The sequence below is a fragment of the Hyphomonas sp. UBA3195 genome, assembly GCF_002366485.1.
Lineage (GTDB): Bacteria > Pseudomonadota > Alphaproteobacteria > Caulobacterales > Hyphomonadaceae > Hyphomonas.
This window is the reverse complement of the sequence record NZ_DEXB01000042.1, coordinates 1-17890: the sequence shown is the minus strand read 5'-3', so window position 1 is coordinate 17890 and position 17890 is coordinate 1. Positions and strand designations below refer to the sequence as shown.

At 60.4% G+C, this 17890-nt stretch carries 21 protein-coding genes; 13 read left to right on the top strand and 8 right to left on the bottom strand.

What is annotated here, in order from left to right; genetic code table 11:
- Both B2344_RS12835 and B2344_RS12830 read left to right on the top strand, forming a co-directional pair.
- Nucleotides 1-1602 (top strand): ATP-dependent helicase C-terminal domain-containing protein (locus tag B2344_RS12835; protein ID WP_290485350.1); only part of this gene is annotated, 1602 nt, incomplete at its 5' end.
- 56 nt (nucleotides 1603-1658) lie between these two features.
- Entirely contained in the window at nucleotides 1659-2129 is a 471-nt protein-coding gene (locus B2344_RS12830) for an OmpA family protein (RefSeq protein ID WP_290485349.1), read from the top strand.
- 6 nt (nucleotides 2130-2135) lie between these two features.
- Here the strand turns inward: B2344_RS12830 and B2344_RS12825 are convergent, their stop codons facing one another.
- Together B2344_RS12825 and B2344_RS12820 are read right to left on the bottom strand one after the other, a co-directional pair.
- Complete coding sequence (locus tag B2344_RS12825) at nucleotides 2136-2564, bottom strand: hypothetical protein (protein WP_290483284.1); 429 nt, start codon at nucleotides 2562-2564, stop codon at nucleotides 2136-2138.
- A 49-nt stretch (nucleotides 2565-2613) separates the two neighbouring features.
- Entirely contained in the window at nucleotides 2614-3243 is a 630-nt protein-coding gene (locus tag B2344_RS12820; protein WP_242517440.1) for a pseudouridine synthase, read from the bottom strand.
- Nucleotides 3244-3366: 123 nt separating this feature from the next.
- Here B2344_RS12820 and B2344_RS12815 point away from each other — a divergent pair, with 123 nt between their 5' ends.
- Nucleotides 3367-3507: a hypothetical protein gene (locus B2344_RS12815; protein WP_198019834.1), complete on the top strand. Its 141-nt coding sequence runs from the start codon at nucleotides 3367-3369 to the stop codon at nucleotides 3505-3507.
- 75 nt (nucleotides 3508-3582) lie between these two features.
- On the opposite strand, the gene B2344_RS12810 is transcribed toward B2344_RS12815, so the two are convergent.
- The 6 genes from B2344_RS12810 to B2344_RS12785 all read right to left on the bottom strand — a co-directional run bounded on the left by B2344_RS12810 (nucleotide 3583) and on the right by B2344_RS12785 (nucleotide 9930).
- Entirely contained in the window at nucleotides 3583-4065 is a 483-nt protein-coding gene (locus tag B2344_RS12810) for a hypothetical protein (RefSeq protein WP_290485348.1), read from the bottom strand.
- 72 nt (nucleotides 4066-4137) lie between these two features.
- The gene (locus B2344_RS12805; RefSeq protein WP_290480387.1) at nucleotides 4138-5565 is read right to left on the bottom strand and encodes a sensor histidine kinase; all 1428 of its coding nucleotides are present in this window, start codon (nucleotides 5563-5565) and stop codon (nucleotides 4138-4140) included.
- 15 nt (nucleotides 5566-5580) lie between these two features.
- Complete coding sequence (locus B2344_RS12800; RefSeq protein WP_290483286.1) at nucleotides 5581-7113, bottom strand: dihydrolipoyl dehydrogenase family protein; 1533 nt, start codon at nucleotides 7111-7113, stop codon at nucleotides 5581-5583.
- Nucleotides 7113-7856, bottom strand: a complete 744-nt coding sequence (locus tag B2344_RS12795) for a TVP38/TMEM64 family protein (RefSeq protein ID WP_290483287.1) — start codon at nucleotides 7854-7856, stop codon at nucleotides 7113-7115. Before B2344_RS12795 ends, B2344_RS12800 begins: the two co-directional genes overlap by 1 nt.
- Entirely contained in the window at nucleotides 7853-8632 is a 780-nt protein-coding gene (locus B2344_RS12790) for a DUF547 domain-containing protein (protein WP_290485347.1), read from the bottom strand. The genes B2344_RS12795 and B2344_RS12790 overlap by 4 nt, the downstream gene beginning before the upstream one ends.
- A 110-nt stretch (nucleotides 8633-8742) precedes the next feature.
- The gene (locus B2344_RS12785; protein ID WP_290485346.1) at nucleotides 8743-9930 is read right to left on the bottom strand and encodes a serine hydrolase domain-containing protein; all 1188 of its coding nucleotides are present in this window, start codon (nucleotides 9928-9930) and stop codon (nucleotides 8743-8745) included.
- A gap of 188 nt (nucleotides 9931-10118) precedes the next feature.
- On the opposite strand from B2344_RS12785, the gene rpmH reads away from it, so the two are divergent.
- The 10 genes from rpmH (at nucleotide 10119) to B2344_RS12735 (ending at nucleotide 17840) form a co-directional block, all read left to right on the top strand.
- Nucleotides 10119-10253 carry a 50S ribosomal protein L34 gene (rpmH, locus tag B2344_RS12780; protein WP_034817532.1) on the top strand — a complete coding sequence of 45 codons (135 nt, stop codon included), beginning with the start codon at nucleotides 10119-10121 and terminating at the stop codon, nucleotides 10251-10253.
- A gap of 42 nt (nucleotides 10254-10295) precedes the next feature.
- Entirely contained in the window at nucleotides 10296-10664 is a 369-nt protein-coding gene (rnpA, locus tag B2344_RS12775) for a ribonuclease P protein component (RefSeq protein WP_290483289.1), read from the top strand.
- A gap of 51 nt (nucleotides 10665-10715) precedes the next feature.
- Nucleotides 10716-12542, top strand: a complete 1827-nt coding sequence (gene yidC / locus B2344_RS12770) for a membrane protein insertase YidC (protein WP_290483290.1) — start codon at nucleotides 10716-10718, stop codon at nucleotides 12540-12542.
- A gap of 4 nt (nucleotides 12543-12546) precedes the next feature.
- A complete protein-coding gene (gene yihA / locus B2344_RS12765; protein ID WP_206991898.1) occupies nucleotides 12547-13188 on the top strand; it encodes a ribosome biogenesis GTP-binding protein YihA/YsxC in 642 nt (213 codons plus the stop codon).
- 54 nt (nucleotides 13189-13242) lie between these two features.
- A complete protein-coding gene (locus tag B2344_RS12760) occupies nucleotides 13243-13704 on the top strand; it encodes a GNAT family N-acetyltransferase (protein ID WP_198019835.1) in 462 nt (153 codons plus the stop codon).
- A gap of 44 nt (nucleotides 13705-13748) precedes the next feature.
- Complete coding sequence (gene argB, locus B2344_RS12755; protein WP_206991899.1) at nucleotides 13749-14645, top strand: acetylglutamate kinase; 897 nt, start codon at nucleotides 13749-13751, stop codon at nucleotides 14643-14645.
- Nucleotides 14620-15651 (top strand): DUF1036 domain-containing protein, encoded by a 1032-nt coding sequence (locus B2344_RS12750; protein ID WP_206991900.1) that lies wholly within the window; start codon nucleotides 14620-14622, stop codon nucleotides 15649-15651. The genes argB and B2344_RS12750 overlap by 26 nt, the downstream gene beginning before the upstream one ends.
- Complete coding sequence (locus B2344_RS12745; protein WP_290485345.1) at nucleotides 15648-16394, top strand: pyrimidine 5'-nucleotidase; 747 nt, start codon at nucleotides 15648-15650, stop codon at nucleotides 16392-16394. Before B2344_RS12750 ends, B2344_RS12745 begins: the two co-directional genes overlap by 4 nt.
- Before the next feature lie 21 nt (nucleotides 16395-16415).
- On the top strand, nucleotides 16416-17243 hold the full coding sequence (gene dapD, locus B2344_RS12740; RefSeq protein ID WP_290485344.1) for a 2,3,4,5-tetrahydropyridine-2,6-dicarboxylate N-succinyltransferase: 828 nt from the start codon (nucleotides 16416-16418) through the stop codon (nucleotides 17241-17243).
- A 102-nt stretch (nucleotides 17244-17345) separates the two neighbouring features.
- Entirely contained in the window at nucleotides 17346-17840 is a 495-nt protein-coding gene (locus tag B2344_RS12735; RefSeq protein ID WP_290480393.1) for an SRPBCC family protein, read from the top strand.
- Nucleotides 17841-17890 lie beyond the last annotated feature (50 nt).

Below are 17890 nucleotides of genomic sequence, written 5' to 3'. Positions count from 1 at the left end.
GAGAGCGCGCTGACCATTGAAGGCGTGCGGATCGTGATCGATTCCGGCCTCTCGCGCGTGGCGGAAGAGGCCGCCGGCGGGCTGGGGACGCGTTTGTCCACCGTGAAGGCCTCGCGTGCGTCAGTTGATCAGCGTCGCGGCCGGGCGGGGCGATTGTCGCCGGGTGTCTGTTATCGGTTATGGGATGAGGCGGCGACGCGGGGCCTGATGGCCGCGCCGGTTCCGGAAATTCTGAAAAGTGATCTCTCCGGGCTCGTCCTCACCCTCGCGGAATGGGGCGAGCGAGACGCAACGCGCCTGACCTGGATGGATGCGCCGCCTGCTGGACGGCTGAAGGCGGCGCAGGAACTGCTCTCGACGTTAGGTGCCATTGATGAAACGGGCGCGTTGACGGTGCTTGGCTCTGAAATGGCTCGCCTGCCCTTGCCGCCCCGGCTTGGTGCCCTGGTGGCGAGCGCTCCGAACGCGGAAGCGCGCGCGCTGGCGGCGGAGATTGCGGCTCTTGCCGGGGAACGGGGCATGGGCGGAAATTCACCGGATCTGCGCGACCGGCTGGCCGGGTTCCGCCGCGATGGTTCGCCACGCGCCCGCAGCCTGAAGGCGCAGGCGAAAAGCTGGGGGAAGGGGGCTGCGCCGGGCGGGGATGTGGCGAAACTTCTGGCGCGCGCCTGGCCGGACCAGATTGCCCGCAAGCGCCCCGGCAGTGCGGGCAGCTACCTCATGGCGTCAGGGCGCGCAGCCATGCTGCCGGAGACCGAATCGCTGGCGAAGCAGGATTGGCTGGTGATTGCAGACCTTGGCGGCGCAGCGAAAGAGGCGCGGATTTCGCTGGCCGCGCCGATTTCAGAGGCGGACGCGCTGGAAATTGGCGGCATCGTCTCCGAAGACCGGGCGACCTTCGACCCAAAGACCGGAAAATTTGCCGCGCGGCGGGTGAAGGCGCTCGGCGCGATCATCCTGTCGGAAAGTCCGCTGCCAAAGCCGAGCCCGACTGTAGCCGCCCGCGCGATGCTTGAGGCAATTGCGGAAGAGGGCTTCGAAGCCATCGGCGCAGGCGATGTGGTGCGCGAAACACTGGCCCGGATTGCAATGCTTGAAACAGCCGGGTGCCTGGATGAAACGGGTTGGAACACAGTGAAACTGGTTGAGACGGCAAGCGACTGGTTGTTCCCCCTGTTGAAACGGAAAGGTGCGCAGGTGCCTGCGCACCATGCGGTGCGCGAAGACCTGATCGCCTCGCTCGACTGGCAGGTGCAGGAGGCGCTGCGCAAGGAGGCACCGCTCAGCCTGTCGCTGCCCTCCGGCCAGACGGCGCAGGTCGATTATCTCGATGATCGCGCGCCGCTGGTGTCTGCGCGGGCACAGGCCTTCTATGGGCTGAGCGCGCATCCGACCCTGGCGTCAGGGCGGGTGCCGGTGACGGTGGAAATGCTGTCGCCGGGCAGGAAGCCCGTGGCCACGACACAGGATCTCGGCCGGTTCTGGGGGGCGGGCTATCTGGACATGGCAAAGGACATGCGCGGACGCTATCCGAAGCATGACTGGCCGGCCGATCCGGCCTCCGCAAAGGCCCATGAAGGGCGCACAAAGAAAAGATTGTAAGGAACCGGGCGGGGGAGGTGGCGTTTCTGTTTGCATAGTCACTTATGGAGACGACCATGAAAATCGCCAGCCTGACAATAATTTCTGCCGCAATGACAGCCCTGGCGGCCCAAGCAGAATTGCCCGCTCCGCCGCAGGAGCCGGTCACGTATGAAACGGCCCCCGCTGCCTGCGCTGTCGAGGAATTCACGATCTATTTCGAGCGGGGTGTTACCCAGCTTGGCGATCAGGCTGAAGCGGTTCTGGATGCTGTGGCTGCGGATTCAGCTCAGTGTGAATACTTCCGGATTGAAGTCGCCGGCCATGCAGATGCGACCGGTCCGGAAGACGTCAATCAGCGTGTTTCCGAGGACCGTGCCGAAGCTGTCATGGCTGCTCTGGAAGCCCGCCGGATTTCTGCTGAGCAGATTGGTGTCATGCCGAAAGGCGAGGCCAGCGCCTATGCGGCCAATGGCCTGGTCGAGCCGTTGAACCGGAAAGCGACGGTGCGCCTCGTTCCGGTCTCGGCAAGCTCGCGGGATTCCTAGAAGTTCCTAATGAGGGCGGCTCTCGGATGAGTCGCCCCATTCCATGCCCATATTCTTCTTCATCCAGTCTGCAAATGTTGCAGGCTTTTCGAGTGTCTTGGGGTCGAGTGTTCCGTAAGCGACGAGCGGACCATCGCGACCCTCAAGCCGGACGCCTTTGACGCGCTGTGTGCCTTCGGTCCAGTCGGCATGAGTGGAGGGATCGAGCAACAGCATGACCTGCTGGCCGCCTTTGCCCTCTTCATCCCGGCCAAAGACCAGGCCGTATACTTTCTCCCGACCGAACAGCCCATGGCTGGATGCCTGGCGTTTGCCGTCCAGCACGACTTCATCCCAGAGCAGGTTCCGTCGCCATTGAAGGACGTGCATCTGCTCATCTTTCACGATCTTGATATCGACATGGTGCAGGGACAGGCGAACGATCTCGGCGTGCATGGCTAATCTCCAAATTATCGAAAAACGATAATGTCAATGATGCGCAGCGTCAAGGCGTCTCGAATGGGCAGGGGGATTGGTAGGTTACTGCCGCGTCGGTGCCCGGATGGCGGAAGATCAACTCGGTCGCGTGCAAGTGCAGCCGGGAGGTCATGTACAAGGCATCATCATGGGCATAGAGGTCATCGCCCAGGATTGGATGCCCCAGCGCGGCAAGATGGACGCGGAGCTGGTGAGTGCGTCCGGTGAGGGGTGTCAGCTGAACCCGTGCAGCTTGTGCGTGGCGCGTCAGGACCTGAAATCTGGTCTGGCTCGGCTTTCCTGTTTCATGGTCCACTTTCTGGCGAGGCCGGTTGGGCCAGTCATTCACAAGCGGCAAGTCAATCAGGCCGGCATCCTCGACGGGCGGCTGCCAAACATCGGCGAGGTAGGTCTTGTGCACACGACCTTGTTCAAATTCAGCGGACAATGCGCGCTGCACATGCTTGGATCTGGCAAACAGCAACAAGCCACTCGTCGACATGTCCAGGCGGTGGACGGTCAGCGCGTCGGGATAGGTTTGTTGGATACGTGTGCGCGCGCAGTCGGCCTTTTCCGGACCACGCCCTGGAACAGAGAGCAGTTCGGCCGGTTTCTCCGCGACGATCAGCCAGTCATCGACATGAAGGATCGTCGGCATTTCGGCCGGGGGTGTGTAGGGGGATGTCAAACCAATCCTGCTCCGTTGGAACCAGACCCCCACACATACGTTTGCAGGGGGACGCCTTCGCTCTGGGGGCTGACTGATAAAGGAGTTATGGAAATGAAAAAGCCACTTATTGCAATTCTGTTCGGTCTTGGCGCATTCGGTCTCGCAGCCTGCGACACCAATGAGGGCCCTGCTGAAGAACTCGGTGAAGAAATTGACGACGCTGCAGACGAACTCGAAGACGAAACCAACTAGTCCGGTTTCTCTCGACAAAGAAAAGCCAGCCCTTCGGGGCTGGCTTTTTTATGGGGCTGTTTTGGGCGGGCGTTTCTAGCTGGAGCGCGCAGATGCGGCTGTTAACTCGGCTTTCTGGTGATTGATATTCTTGGCTTCCGCAAAACTCTTCGCATCCAGATCCATCACGTCGACGATTTCGCGCGTGGTCGGGTTGAAGAGCGCGATGCGGTGGCCAAATCGCACGGTCTGGAGGTTCGGCTTTTTCAGGGAACCCTCGAGAATGATTGGAAACTCAGCACTCGTCGCAGGGACTTTTACAGGCAGTATCATGCCGGGAACGATGGAATCTTCCAGCGGCGATGCGCTAAGGCAGATGCCACGTTTCTCAATGCCAATCTCGCAGTCGCGCCCCTGAAGGGAGAAGTCGCGATCATAGATGGCAAAGTCGGCTTCCTGAAAATGATCCACCGGCGTCACGTCAGGCCGGGGCAGGCTCGGCTGTAGCACAACAGCCAGTCCTGCAGCGGCCGCAGCGCCTGTTGAAAATAAAGTAGAAACAATGGTTTCGGGGGTCATGGTGTCCGTCCAGCTATCTGGTGGACCAATGCATTCACCCCGGCTTGGTTCCAGCAAATGTGTCGGGACGTGTCATTCGTGCGGCGCAAGTGTGAGGCGGAAGACCGAGCCCGCGGGGCCGGTTTCAGCCAGGACCAATTCGCCGCCCATGGCTCGCGCCAGCTCTCTAGCGATGACAAGCCCAAGTCCGCTGCCCGTTTGCCGGGTCGTGCCGGCAAACGGGGTGAACAGGTTCGCTGCGGCCTTCTCCGGCATGCCAGGACCCGTGTCGGAAAAGACGATTTCATTGGTCTCTAAGCTGACGAAGATGCGGGAAGGGTCAGACCCGGCCGCTGACATGGCTTCGGCGGCATTTCGGAGCAGGTTTGCGGCGATGCGATGCAGGTGGTCAGGATCGGCCATCACATGTTCCAGCATATGAACATTGTTGACGAACTCGACCGATGGCCAGGCGGCGAGCGCTTCGTCGGCGGCCTCATCGAGCGCCTGTCGCAATTCAACCTGCTCCAGTTCTGCCGGCTGGGGCGTCGCCTTGCCATAGTCCAGCGTTTCGGTTGCCAGTGTGATTGCGCGGGTGAGCGCGCGCTCGAGTCGGGGGGCAGCCTTCTGTACACGCACGTCGTCCGAGCGGGCCAGGGAATCCGAAACCAGTTGGGCGGATGCCAGTGAGTTGCGGAGATCATGGTTGATCTTGGCCACTGCGGTGCCAAGTTCGGCCAAGTGAGAGCGCTGCCGGAAGCTTTCAGCCACGGCGCTCTCCATGTCGGCCAGCGCATTCTGGGCCCTGCCGATTTCGTCGCGCCGTTTGGTGTGAGGCAGGCGACGGGTCCATGAGCCGGGATCCATCCTGAATTGTTCGACGCTCAGCGTAACCCGCTGCATGGGACGCACGACGAGGAGGTGGAGCAAGACATAGATGATCGTGGCGGCGGCAAGTGCGATCAGCAGGGAAAGAGCGGCAATGCGGCGTGCATAGGCCAACAGCGCGGATTTCATCGGTGCGTGCGGCATCAGAACTTCGATGACCCGGTCTTCGTTCACGCCCTGCGCGGTGACGACCAGCACACGGTCATCCGGTGCGAAGAACGCGCCAAACGTATTGGCGACGCGGTTCGTGGATGTTGCCTCTCGCAGGTCGAGCATATGCATGTCGCCATCCAGAGGCATTTGGGCTGGCAATAGCTGGAAACGCATGTCGTCTTCCATTTCGGTGACGGCCCAGACTTCGGCATATTTGAGGAGCTCTGCCGACAATTCTTCGGAAACCGATCGGTCCGGCGCAGCTTCGAGGGCGAGGGATGCGATCCGGGCGGCTTGAACGCGTTCGGTCAGCCAGCTCGTACGGAAACCGGATGCACTCGGCACAAAGATGAAGGCTTCGACGACCAGAATGGCGAGTATGGTCAGGCCAAACAACCGAAATGAGAGGCTGTCGAACCAGCGCGCCCCGGCGCGGGTTTTCGTCAGAGCCGGCGGGGGCAGGTCGGCGGTGTCGTTCACACCGCCTGAACTAGCCTAGGGGATACGTTGGAGCAAGCCGACGAGTCGCTTTGCGCTCTTTCCGAACACAACATCGGCATAGTGCGCATTGGCAGCGCGTTTCACCCCTTCGGCCCGGGTAGGGTAAGGAGAGATGAAATTGGTTAGTTCCTTCACGCCAAGTCCATTGGACATGGCCACAGAAACCAGTTGAAGCAAGTCTCCGGCCTCCTTGCCGACGATTGACGCACCGAGCAGTTTGCCTTTGCGCACAATCAGTTTCACTTCGCCGTCTGTGTCAGCTTCGGCAATGGCGCGGTCGCTCTCCTCGAATTGGAAGCTCGGCGTCGTGATATCGTCTCCATGCTTTTCGCGGGCTTCGGCTTCTGTCAGACCCAGCTGGGCGACTTCCGGCGATGTGTAGGTGACGGCGGGCACCGGCAGGCTGTCTGCTTTTGTCCGCTGCTTGAAGAAGGCGCGGCGGGCAAAAACCGAGGCGTGCCAGCCAGCGATATGCGTGAATTGTTCGCGGCCGGCGGCATCGCCCAGCGCCCAGACCCGGCGGTTTGAGGCTGACCGTAAATTGTCGCCGACAATAATGCCCTTTCGGTCATGATCGACGTCGCCCTTGTCGAGATCCATGCCGTCAAAAACGGTCTGGCGACCGACGGCGACGAGCAGGTGTGATCCTTCGACCGTCCAGGCCTCGCCGTCCTTTGGCTCTGTGTGGACGCGGATGGTCTTTCCGTCCTGTTCAACCTTCGTAGCCTTGTAACCTTCCAGAAGAGTGACGCCTTCGGCGCGCAGGGCTTCGATGGCGATCTCGGCGTGGGCACGGTCGGATCGACCGAGTGCCTTGCCCATCTCGATCACGGTGACCTTGGCACCGAGCCGGACAAAGGCTTGCGCCATTTCCATCCCGATTGGACCGCCGCCGAGGATGACAAGGTGTTCGGGAAAGTCCGGCAGGTCGAAAATGGTTTCATTGGTCAGGTAGGGTGTGTTGGCGAGTCCTTCGATTGGCGGAATGAAGGCACGAGACCCTGTGGCGATGATGATGCGCCGGGCCTTTACCCGCGTGGTCGGGGAGATGACGGTGTCTGGGCTGGCAAACTTTGCATGTTCGCGGATAACCGTGCAGCCAAGGCCTTCAAATCGTTCCTGACTATCGACCGGCGCAATGGTCGCGATGGACGTGCGCACGTGCAGCTTCACCTTTTCCCAATCGATTCTTGGCGATGTGGTCTCGATACCGAACTTGCCAGCCTCGCGCACTTGGGCGGCGGCCTTGGCAGCGCTGAGCAGGGCTTTCGACGGGACACAGCCGGAATTCAGGCAATCACCTCCCATCTCGCCTTTTTCATACAGCACGACCGAGAGCCCGAACTGGGCTGCACCAGCCGCAGCCGACAGGCCAGCTGACCCAGCGCCGATAACGACAAGATCGGCTTTCATCTCGCGCATCGGGGCGGCGCCCGGCGAATGCGGCGCAGGGGAGGTCGCGACCTTGTCTGGATCCGCCGATCCGGCGAGCGGTGCACGGGCATTTTGGTCGGCATTGTCGGACATCAGGCAGCCTCTTCAATCTGGTTGGCCTTCTTGGGAAAGAACTTCTTCCACGCGACGGGTAACAGGGACACAACGCCCAGGGCGATCGCGGCGGGAAGCAGGTTCTGGAAAACGGAGGCAAGATCGGGATCTTCGCCCTTGGCGAAGGTCGCGCCGAGCCCTGCGCCGACCCATGTATAGGCGATCACACCCGGTATGATGCCGAGCGCCGTCGTGATGGCATAATCACGATACTTGGCGCCGAGGATGGCAGGCAGGATATTGGCGACAGGGAACGGCATGGCCGGAATGAAGCGCATGGCAAACATATAGGCCATGGGGCTGTTCTGGAATTCGGTCCGGACCTTGTCGGCATAGCCGCTCGCAATCTTGCGCATGAAGCCGCCCAGCGAAGTCTTCGCGGCAAGAAAGAGCAGGCTGGCGCCGAGGGTTGCGCCCACCACGGTGGCGAGCGTGCCGCCGGCAAGGCCGAACAGGAAGCCGCCACTGATCGTGATCCACAGTGCGCCGGGCAGCATGAAGACTGTGCTGGCTGCATAGACGCCCACATAGGCGGCAATGGCCAGGATCAGGTTGTCTTCAACGAACGCGCGTAGCGAGGCCTGCTGCTGGCGCAGTGTCTCAAGCGAAAGATAGTCGAACAGGCCGAAGAACCATGCGGCGATCAGGCCACCCGCAATCAGGTAGAGGGGCCACAGGCGCAACCAGAGCGGGCGCGAAGCGTGTTGGGTTTCTTCGGTCATTTGGCAGGGTCCGTCCGGGTATCATTGAGCGACCAGTCATAGGTGTAGCCGCGGATTTTGGGCGTAGCGCGGATATTCTCGGCGAGCGCCGGCTCGGCATATTGAAGCAGGTGTTTGATAACGCCATCTTTCGATCCGTCGAAATCAGCCTCGAACCATTTGTAGATAGACGATACAGTAAGGCCGCGGTTTCCGACCGTTACACCACGAGGGTGGTTGATGTAAGCACGCGCAGCGGCGTCGAGGTCTGCATCAAGTGTGTTCGCCGTCCAGGCGCGAGTGAGCAGGTTCGGGCAGCCATAAGAGGCGCAATTGATGGCATAATGGACGCGCGGGTCCCCGAAGCGGGGGCGCAAGATGTCGTGCTCTATGGCATCGAGCGAGACTTCGCGGCCGCCAGCCAATACGGTCACTTTCTTCCAGGGCCCCCCGAACAGGAAACCGTCGCGGATCGAATCCAGCGGGTACTTCTCCGCGATGTAGCGAACCGTCACAGCATTGTAGAGATTGGCCCATGCAGCGAAAGTGGCATCGTCCGTGCCTGTCAGGTCACGCGCCTCGAAGCTGGCGATATAAGTGTCGAGCGTCGCGCGGTCGGCGGGACTGGTAGAAAGCGCGGCATAGTCCACGCGGTTCACGCCGTCCGTGCTTTCATGGACATAGGTTTCAAGAAGCTGGGTCCATGCGTCATTTCCCTGCGCCACACCGGGCAGGGCGAGGCAGCTTGCCAGAGCCAGGCCAACGAGCGGGCGAACAAGAAAGTGGAGATCAGGCATAAGCATCGGGTCTGAAGTATGGGGCGAAAGATGCCCCCGCATAGCCTGATGCCTGGAAAAGATCGCGTCACGACTGCGTGCGCCGGGCTAACGCCCTCGTGAGGGAGATGTCAGCGACTGCCTGCGCTGGCGTGCGCGTCCAGCTCCATCCAGTCCCGGAAGGGTAGGTTGTAGACCATATCCATGACCTCGAACCCTATCCCATTGGGGCGGCGAGAGCTCGAGTTCCAGAGAATGACGACTCCGGTGTCGCGGTCCGGATCGAACAGGATATAGGATCGGTAGCCTTCCACCGCGCCGCGATGGCCAACCACCCGGTCGCCCGCCTCTCCGTATTTGTAGACGCGCCAGCCAAGCGCGTAGCGGGCATCCCGGACTGTACCCCGATAGCGTCGGGACATGCCCGATTGTTCGCGCCGCGTGTAAATGCGCGGGGTCTGGAGCAGTTCGAGGGCGGAATCACTGAGGATATCCGGCAGCAATCCCATATGCGCCCGGGCATAGAGCGCAAGATCGCGGATCGAACCGTTCACGCCGCCGGCTGCAGGGACATTGTAATAATCGTCATTCACAATTTTCTTGCGCGGCGGGCCGGGCGCGCGGCTGCTCTTTGAATGCGGACGGGCCCAGGACCGGGAGTTTTCAAGCCCGGCGCGACCGATGCTGGCCGTTACCATGCCGATGGGTTTGAATATTGAGGTCTCTACGGCATCAGCATAGCGCGACTGGGTCACGTCCTCGATCACTTCGGCGATGCTGTCATAGGCAACATTCTGATAGGTGTGACAGTCACCAATCGGACAGATGGGCTTCAGCGATTTCAGGCTGTTGCGAATCTCGGCTGGGTCCCAACCATCTTCCAGCCGCGTATCATAGGCATTCGGCAGGATACCCAGTCGGTGCGAAAGCACATCTTCGAGCGTCGCCGTGGTTTCACCGCCATTGGGAAGTCGCAGCGTGGTTGCGTATTTCGATACCGGGTCGGTGATGTTCAGGCGCGCTTCTGTCGCAAGGATCGCGACTTCGGTCGCGGCCACGCCTTTGGACAAGGATGCCCAACGAAACACCGTCTCGTCTGTAACGGGCTCTCCGCCCGACTGGGTGATGCCATACCCTTTGGCAAAGGCGACCTCGCCCCGGTCGATCACGGCAACAGAGAGGCCGACAATGTCTTCATCTGCGGCGAGCCGCGTCAGCCGGGCATCCAGACGGTCATAGTCTATGAACTGTGCGTGCGCTGTGATGGGAAGCGCGATCATGGCCAACAGGCACGGGATGGCAAAGCGTGGAAACCGCATTGGACCTCTTCGAACTCTTTTGCCCAGCCTCAGCGTGCAGAGTTCACAAGACTCTCTGGCCATGTAAAGAGTCTTGGGCGCGGAGAGACAGATTTATTCGGTTCTGGCTGTCGGTTCGGCTTGACTTCGAACCTCTGCTGCCTGTATTGGCCCCTCTTTCCGAGATTCTTAGCTTTCAGAGCAGACCCATGAAACGCACTTTCCAGCCAAGCAACCTTCGCCGCAGCCGCACCCATGGTTTCCGCGAGCGCATGTCGACTAAAAACGGCCGCAAGGTGCTGGCACGTCGCCGCGCCAAGGGCCGCAAGTCACTGTCCGCTTAAGGCGGCAGGCCACGGACCGTCTCACGCAGGCGGCAACAGGCCATGACCAGCAAAACAGATAAAACCGAATTTGAGGTCGCCCGTCTTCGCGTGCGACCTCAATTTCTTTATGTGCGTCACGGAAAAACCGAGCGGCGCAACGCCCTTTTGGTGCAGGCGCGACGCCGTAAAGGGGCCAGTCCGGGCGCGCATGCCGGCGCTGGATTTACCGCCACCAAGAAGATCGGGAATGCGGTCATTCGCAACCGGGCGAAACGGCGCTTGCGCGAAGCGGCGCGTGTTCTCTTGCCGCAGCATGGAAAACCGGGGTGGGATTATGTCTTCATTGCACGTATGGACACCGCTGACATTGCGTGGCCGCGTTTGCTTGACGATATGGAAAGCGCGCTGATAAGCCTCGCCGCTGATTAACCCCTGCCGCCGATTCCGGCGTGCTCAAAAGATTTGCCGGGATCCCGCCAGATGGAAAAACCTGACCAGCGCAATTTTCTGATCGCCATGGTCGCGATGATCGCGTTCGTTTTTGCCTACCAGGCCTTCATCATGAAGCCCGCCCAGGAAGAATTCGAAGCCAATCAGGCCGTGCGCGAGGCCGAGCAGCAAACCGGCCCGACAGTGGCCTCTGATGCGCCGGCGATTGCTGAAATCAAGCCGGTCGAGGAAGCGCTGCAGGATGATGCCCGCGTGCCGTTTGATGCCGCCTCTGTGGATGGGTCGATCCGCCTTGCTGGCTCGCGCATCGACGATCTCAGCCTGAAAAAGCACTACCTCACTGTCGACAAGGAACAGGAAGTTCGCCTGTTTCGTCCGGAAAACACCGAGTTTGGATATTTCGCCACCTGGTATTGGGCGGATGGATCGAAATTGGTCGCAGGACGCAATTCGCCCTGGAGCCAAGTCGGGGAAGGGCAGCTGACGCCCGGCAATCCGTTGATACTGCGGCTCGAGACAGAAGGCCTTGTCATCGACCGGGTGATCTCTGTTGATGAGGACTATCTCTTCACCTTCACGGATACGGTCACCAATAATTCCGGCGAAGCGCGCCAGCTTCGCGCGATTGGCTCGATCGAGCGGCATGGGGATTACAAGGAATTCCTTGAGACAACCGATCCGGGCTCCTCGGCCAAGAACGGCCTTGCACATATGGGTCTGATGGGCGTCGTGAACGGCGAACTGCGCCTGAAGAAATACAAGCCCTTGTTCCAGTTGAAGGACATCAAGGGCGAGACCAGTGAAGGCACGTTCCCATCTGACCAGGGCGGTTGGTGGGGCCTGTCGGACATGTATTGGCTGGGCGCGCTCGTGCCCCAACAGGACCAGTTCTTTGCGGGCCTTGTTGACAAGCGCAAGCTGTCACGTGGCCAGCCGCTGGAAGTGCGCACGGAATCCGCGCCACTGACGATTGCGCCCGGCGAAAGCCAGACCATGGCCAACAGCCTTTATGCCGGTGCGAAACGGTTTGAAGTGCTGCAACAGTATCAGAACGAACTGGGTATTCCCGGAATGGTGGATGCCATCGACTGGGGCTGGGCCTTCTTCCTGACCAAGCCCTTCTTCTATGCGCTGGAATGGCTGTCCGGCATTGTGGGCTCGTTTGGCTGGGCGATTCTGGCCTTCACGGTTCTGATCAAGCTCCCGCTCGTGCCGCTCTACAATCAGAGCTACAAGTCCATGGCGAAAATGAAGAAGCTGCAAGAGCCGATGCAGGAAATCCGCGAGCGCTTCAAAGCCGATCCGCAGCGCCAGCAGCAGGAAGTCATGAAGCTGTACAAACAGGAAGGCGCGAACCCGGTCGGCGGCTGTTTGCCGATCCTGTTCACGATTCCCATCTTCTATGCGCTCTACAAGACGCTTTATGTGACCATCGAGATGCGCCATGCCTCTTTCGGCTTCCTGAAGGATTTGTCGGCACCTGATCCCACGGCCATCGGCAACCTGTTCGGTCTCATCCCGTGGTGGTCAGCCGCGGACATCAAGGCGATTCCGATCATCGGCATCATCATTGGTATTGGCATCCTGCCAATTCTCTATGGCGTGACCATGGCGGCCATCCAGACTCTCAGCCCGCCACCTCCAGACCCGACACAGCGCCGGATCATTCAGGCCATGCCGCTGGTCTTCATGTTCGTGTTCGGCGGATTTGCGGCAGGCCTTGTGATGTACTGGGTATGGTCAAACCTGCTCTCCTTCGCGCAGCAATATTTCATCATGCGGCGGAACGGTGTCGACACCGAGATTGGCAAATTTGTCAGCCGACTTGTGCGCGGCAAGAAGAAAGCGGCGGACTAGTCTGATGGAAACCGGAGACGCCTTCAGTGAAGACGCGCTCGAAGCGGGCCGCGTCCTGTTCGCCGGGTCGGTCGTGTTTGTCAAAGGCGTGGTGGACCTGAAGGGCCTGCCCACAGCGGATCGTCCGGAAGTCTGCTTTGCGGGGCGGTCCAATGTCGGCAAGTCATCGCTCATCAACGCGCTGACCAATCGCGCCAAGCTGGCGCGGTCTTCTGCGGAACCCGGCCGCACGCGCGAGATCAATTATTTTGACCTCGGCGAAGGCCGCATGTTCCTCGTCGATCTGCCGGGCTTTGGCTATGCCAAGGTCAGCCGGACACAGGCCGAGGGCTGGATGCGGCTGACACGCTCCTATCTTCGGGGCCGTCCGTCGTTGCGCCGGGTGTTCCTGTTGGTCGATTCTCGCCGGGGCCTGATGGACACTGACGAGGAGGTTATGACCATGCTCGACAAGTCGGCGGTCACCTATCAGATCGTCCTGACCAAGGTCGACAAGATGCAGAAGTCCGAAGTCGAAAAGCTCGTTGAAGAGATCGCCGGCAAGCTGAAAAAACGCGGCGCGGCGCATCCAGTTGTTCGCCAGACTTCGTCTGAGAAGGGGTGGGGCATCCCCGAACTTCGCGCCGAAATCGCCGGACTGGAATAGCGCCACGAATTGAGATTACATGTGCGCCGGAGAATAATCTGGAGCCGTGCATTCATGCCAATCGAGATCAAAGTTGATGACGTGACCAGCCCTGCCATGCTGGCCCTTCTCCAGACGCACGCGAATTTGATGTTGGCATTATCCCCTCCGGGCAGTTGCCACTTCCTGCCTGCGGAAGGATTGCGGGCACCGGACGTGACAGTCTGGTCAATGTGGGACGAGGAAGTTCTCGTTGGGTGCGGGGCACTGAAGGAGTTGCCAGGCGGTGTGGGCGAAGTGAAATCCATGCATACGCGTTCGGACCTGCGCGGGCAGGGGCATGGCCGCCGCATGCTGGAACACATCATGGCCGAAGCAGAGCAGCGCAACTATTCGGCGCTGTATCTGGAAACCGGGTCCATGGTCGGATTCCTGCCAGCACGGCGCATCTATGAGGCGTATGGCTTTGTCTATTGTTCGCCATTTGGTGACTACACGCTTGATCCGAACAGCGTGTACATGCATCGGGCCCTCTAGAATTCGAGTTTGTCACGGCGGCGATCCGCGCTAAAGGGGCCCGCATGACAGACCAGATCTCCGCTGCGCAATTCACCGCCCAGACGCTCTCAGAAGCGCTGCCCTATATCCAGCGCTATGCTGGCAAGACAATTGTCGTGAAGTATGGCGGTCACGCCATGGTGGACGAGCGCCTGTCGGCAATCTTTGCGCGCGACGTGGTTTTGCTGAAAACACTGGGAATTCATCCCGTCATCGTGCATGGCGGCGGGCCTCAGATTGGCAAATTGCTGGACCGGCTGGGCATCGTGTCCGAATTCAAGGGCGGCCTGCGGGTAACCGACGAAGCGACGATGGAAGTGGTCGAGATGGTCCTGTCGGGGCCTATCAACAAATCCATTGTGCGGGCGATCAATCAGGCGGGCGGCAAGGCCGTTGGCCTGTCCGGGTCGGACGGCAATCTGATCCAGGCCGAGAAGGCCAAGAAAACCGAACGCGATCCGGACAGCCATATCGAACAGGTTCTGGACCTTGGATTTGTGGGTGAGCCGACTGCAGTGGATACAAGCGTGATCGATGCGCTCCTGAAGTCCGACTCCCAGTTGATTCCGGTGGTTGCCCCGGTCGGAGTCGGCAAGGATGGCCATCGTTACAATGTGAATGCAGACACATCTGCCGGCGCGCTGGCCTCGGCACTGGGCGCTAGCCGCCTGTTCCTGCTGACAGATGTCGCTGGCGTGCTCGACAAGCAGAAGAATTTGATGCGCGAGATTGCCGTGGATGCCATTCCTGACCTGATCGCGGACGGCACAGCTGCAGGTGGCATGATACCGAAGCTTGAAACTGCGGCCCAATCCGTAAAACATGGGGTCGGGGCGGCAGTGATCCTCGATGGGCGTGCCCCGCACGCCCTGCTCATGGAGCTATTTACCGAACATGGCGCAGGTACGCTCATTTCTTAAAGGTCTTGCTTTTGTTGCAGCAGCGGCGGGTTTGCCCGCAATAGCGCACGCACAAGGGACGGGCGATGGTTGGAAGCTGTGTAACGAGACCAGCTTTATCATCGAAACAGCGGTTGGCCGCCCTGTAGGCGGCTCCGTCAATGTGGATGGCTGGACCAAATTGCAGCCAGGCTCCTGTCAGGTCGCCGTGCGGGCGCCGCTCGATCCGAAAATCCATTATGTCTATGGGCGTACATCGACGGCCCATCGGGGTGGCCTGAGAGAGTGGGGCGGCGAGCGCGAACTCTGCGTGGACCCCACCGGTGGTTTCTCGTTGGAAAGCCCGCCCAATTGCAATGCAATGGGTCTGGAAGCGCGAGGTTTCCGGGCGGTCGACATTTCCAGCCGCTCCCGCTGGACGACAACTTTCACCGAAATCGAAAATTATGACCGCGCGACCGCGCAGGCAGCCGGGATTCAGCGCCTGCTGGAAGAGGCGGGCGTATTGTCAGGCGCGATTGATGGCCGGATCGGATACAAGACCCGCACCGCCATCGGCAAATTTCTGGAAGAGAACAATCTGCCTGACTCGACGTCGGATTCAGACCTCATCGACTTCCTGGAGCAGGTGGCGAAGGAGAATGGCCGCAATGTCGGGTTTACCCTGTGCAACCGCACCGACAAACGGATCTGGAGCGCCATCGGACGCCGCGGCACCGAGGGCTGGGAGAGCCGTGGCTGGTGGATGCTCGAGGCGGGAGGTTGCGCGCGAGTGATCGACAAGGCCCTTCGCGGCACCGAGCACTATGTCTTTGGCGAGATGGAAGATGGGACGCGCATCCGAACGCTGGCAAAGGCATCGGATCCGTTCTGTGTGGGCCGGGCAAAGTTTGCGATCGTTGGCCGGGATGACTGCGAAGCGTCCGCCTATCGCACTGCGCTGTTCGCTGCCGCACCGGAGCCAGTTGACCAGCGTCTCGTGTTTGAGTTCTTCGAGCGGGACTTCGCCAAGGCCGGTAGTCAATGACCTCTCCAAAGGCGGGTGTACACCTCGCACCGTTCGGCAATTTCGGACATGTTACGGATTGGGTGTTCGACCTCGACAACACGCTCTATCCAGCAGAGTGCGACCTGTTCGCCGAGATCGACACGCGCATGACGGATTTCGTCTCGCGCCTGCTGGAATTGCCGCCGCTGGAGGCGCGCAAGGTGCAGAAACATTATTATGCAACCTATGGGACGACGCTGTCCGGCCTGATGAAGGTGCACAAGATCGATCCTGCCGATTTTCTGCATCATGTGCATGACATAGACTTGTCGCCACTGCCGGACTTGCCGGTTTTGCGCCAGGCAATCAGCGCGCTGCCGGGTCGGAAATTCGTTTACACGAATGGCTCGCGTCGCCATGCCGAGCGGGTTGTTGACAAGATGGGGCTGGAAGACCTGTTCCACGGGAGCTTCGGTATCGAGGACGCTGAGTACACTCCCAAGCCGAACCAGAGCTCCTATGATCGGTTTTGTGCGCTGCATGATGTGGCCCCGCGCAAGGCAATCTTCTTCGAGGATCTCGCGCGCAATCTCCTTCCAGCCAAGGATATGGGCTTCACGACGGTTCTGGTGCACTCCGAAAAGGATTGGAGCCACGAGCCGATTGAGGCGCGTCCTGCCAATCTGGACGATCTGTTGGGGGATGACGGGCCTGACCACATAGACTATGTGACGGGCGACCTTGCTGCCTTCCTTGAGGCGGCGATTGAAACACTCGACTAAGACCTGCCCCCGGAGAGACAGATGACACAAGCCCTGGCCAATGCGATTGAACAGGCGTGGGAAAGCCGCGACACCCTGAACACACAGACACGGGGTGAGGTGCGCGAAGCCGTCGAGGCGGCCATTGACCTGCTCGACTCCGGTGAGGCCCGCGTGGCCAGCCCAAATGGCGACGGCAACTGGACTGTCCATCAATGGCTGAAAAAGGCTGTTCTGCTGTCCTTCCGCTTGAATGCCAATGGCATGATTTCCGGCGTGCCCGGCGGCGGCAACTGGTGGGACAAGGTTCCATCGAAATTTCAGGGCTGGGGCTCATCCGAATTCGAGGCCGCGGGCTTTCGTGCGGTGCCCCCGGCCGCTGTGCGCCGCGGCGCCTTCATTGCGAAGAATGCGGTCCTGATGCCGTCCTATGTGAACATCGGCGCCTATGTCGGCGAAGGCACAATGATCGACACCTGGGCCTCCGTCGGCTCGTGCGCGCAGGTCGGCAAGAATTGCCATATCTCGGCCGGCACCGGCATTGGAGGCGTCCTTGAACCGCTGCAGGCGAACCCGACCATCATCGAAGACAATTGCTTCATCGGCGCACGGTCCGAAGTGGTCGAGGGCGTGGTCGTCGGAGAAGGCTCGGTGATTGCCATGGGCGTCTTCATCACCCAGTCCACCAAGATCGTGGATCGCCACAGCGGCGAGATCACCTATGGCAAGGTGCCGCCTTATTCCGTCGTCGTGCCGGGCACGCTGCCCGACAAGAATGGCGGCCCGAGCCTCGCCTGCGCCGTCATCGTCAAGACCGTCGACGCCCAGACCCGCTCAAAGACCGGTGTCAACGAACTGCTGCGGGACTGATCTAATGCCAAGGGTCTGTCCTGTGCTGCCGTGGCGGCACGGTTTGACAGGTCGTTCGGTGCGCTTCCATCCTGCCTGAAATCAGGAAGAGGGGAGGGCTGAATGGCCAAGTCACTGAAACAGCACAAGCCGGTCGGCGAAGACTATCTCGCGACGGTGAGTCCGAAACTGCGGGTCGCACATGCATTCCCATTTCCGGCGTCCGCCGTCTGGGCCGCCTTGCTGGACGCAGAGGCATGGACGGAATGGCTGCCGATTACGAACGTGGTCTGGACGAGCCCGGAGCCGTTCGGGGTCGGGACCACGCGCACCGTCGAGATCGGGGACCAGAAAGTCGAGGAAACCTTCTTTGCCTGGGAAGAGGGCAAGCGGATGGCTTTCCGGTTTGAAAAGTCGACGCTGCCGGTCTCGGCCGCGGTTGAGGACTATGTCGTCGTTGAAACGCCGGAAGGCTGCGAGCTGCGCTGGGCGGGTAAGGCCAGTGCGCCGCTGATCCTGGGCGGAATTGTCTCCAAACAGCTTGCCAAGGGCCTGAAAGACGGCATGCCGAAACTCGAAGCCCTGATCCGGGACAATCCGGGCCGGTTCGGACTCTAGCCTGATTCCTTCTTGAGGATCAGCCAGCGGTAGATGCCGATGAAGTTGAT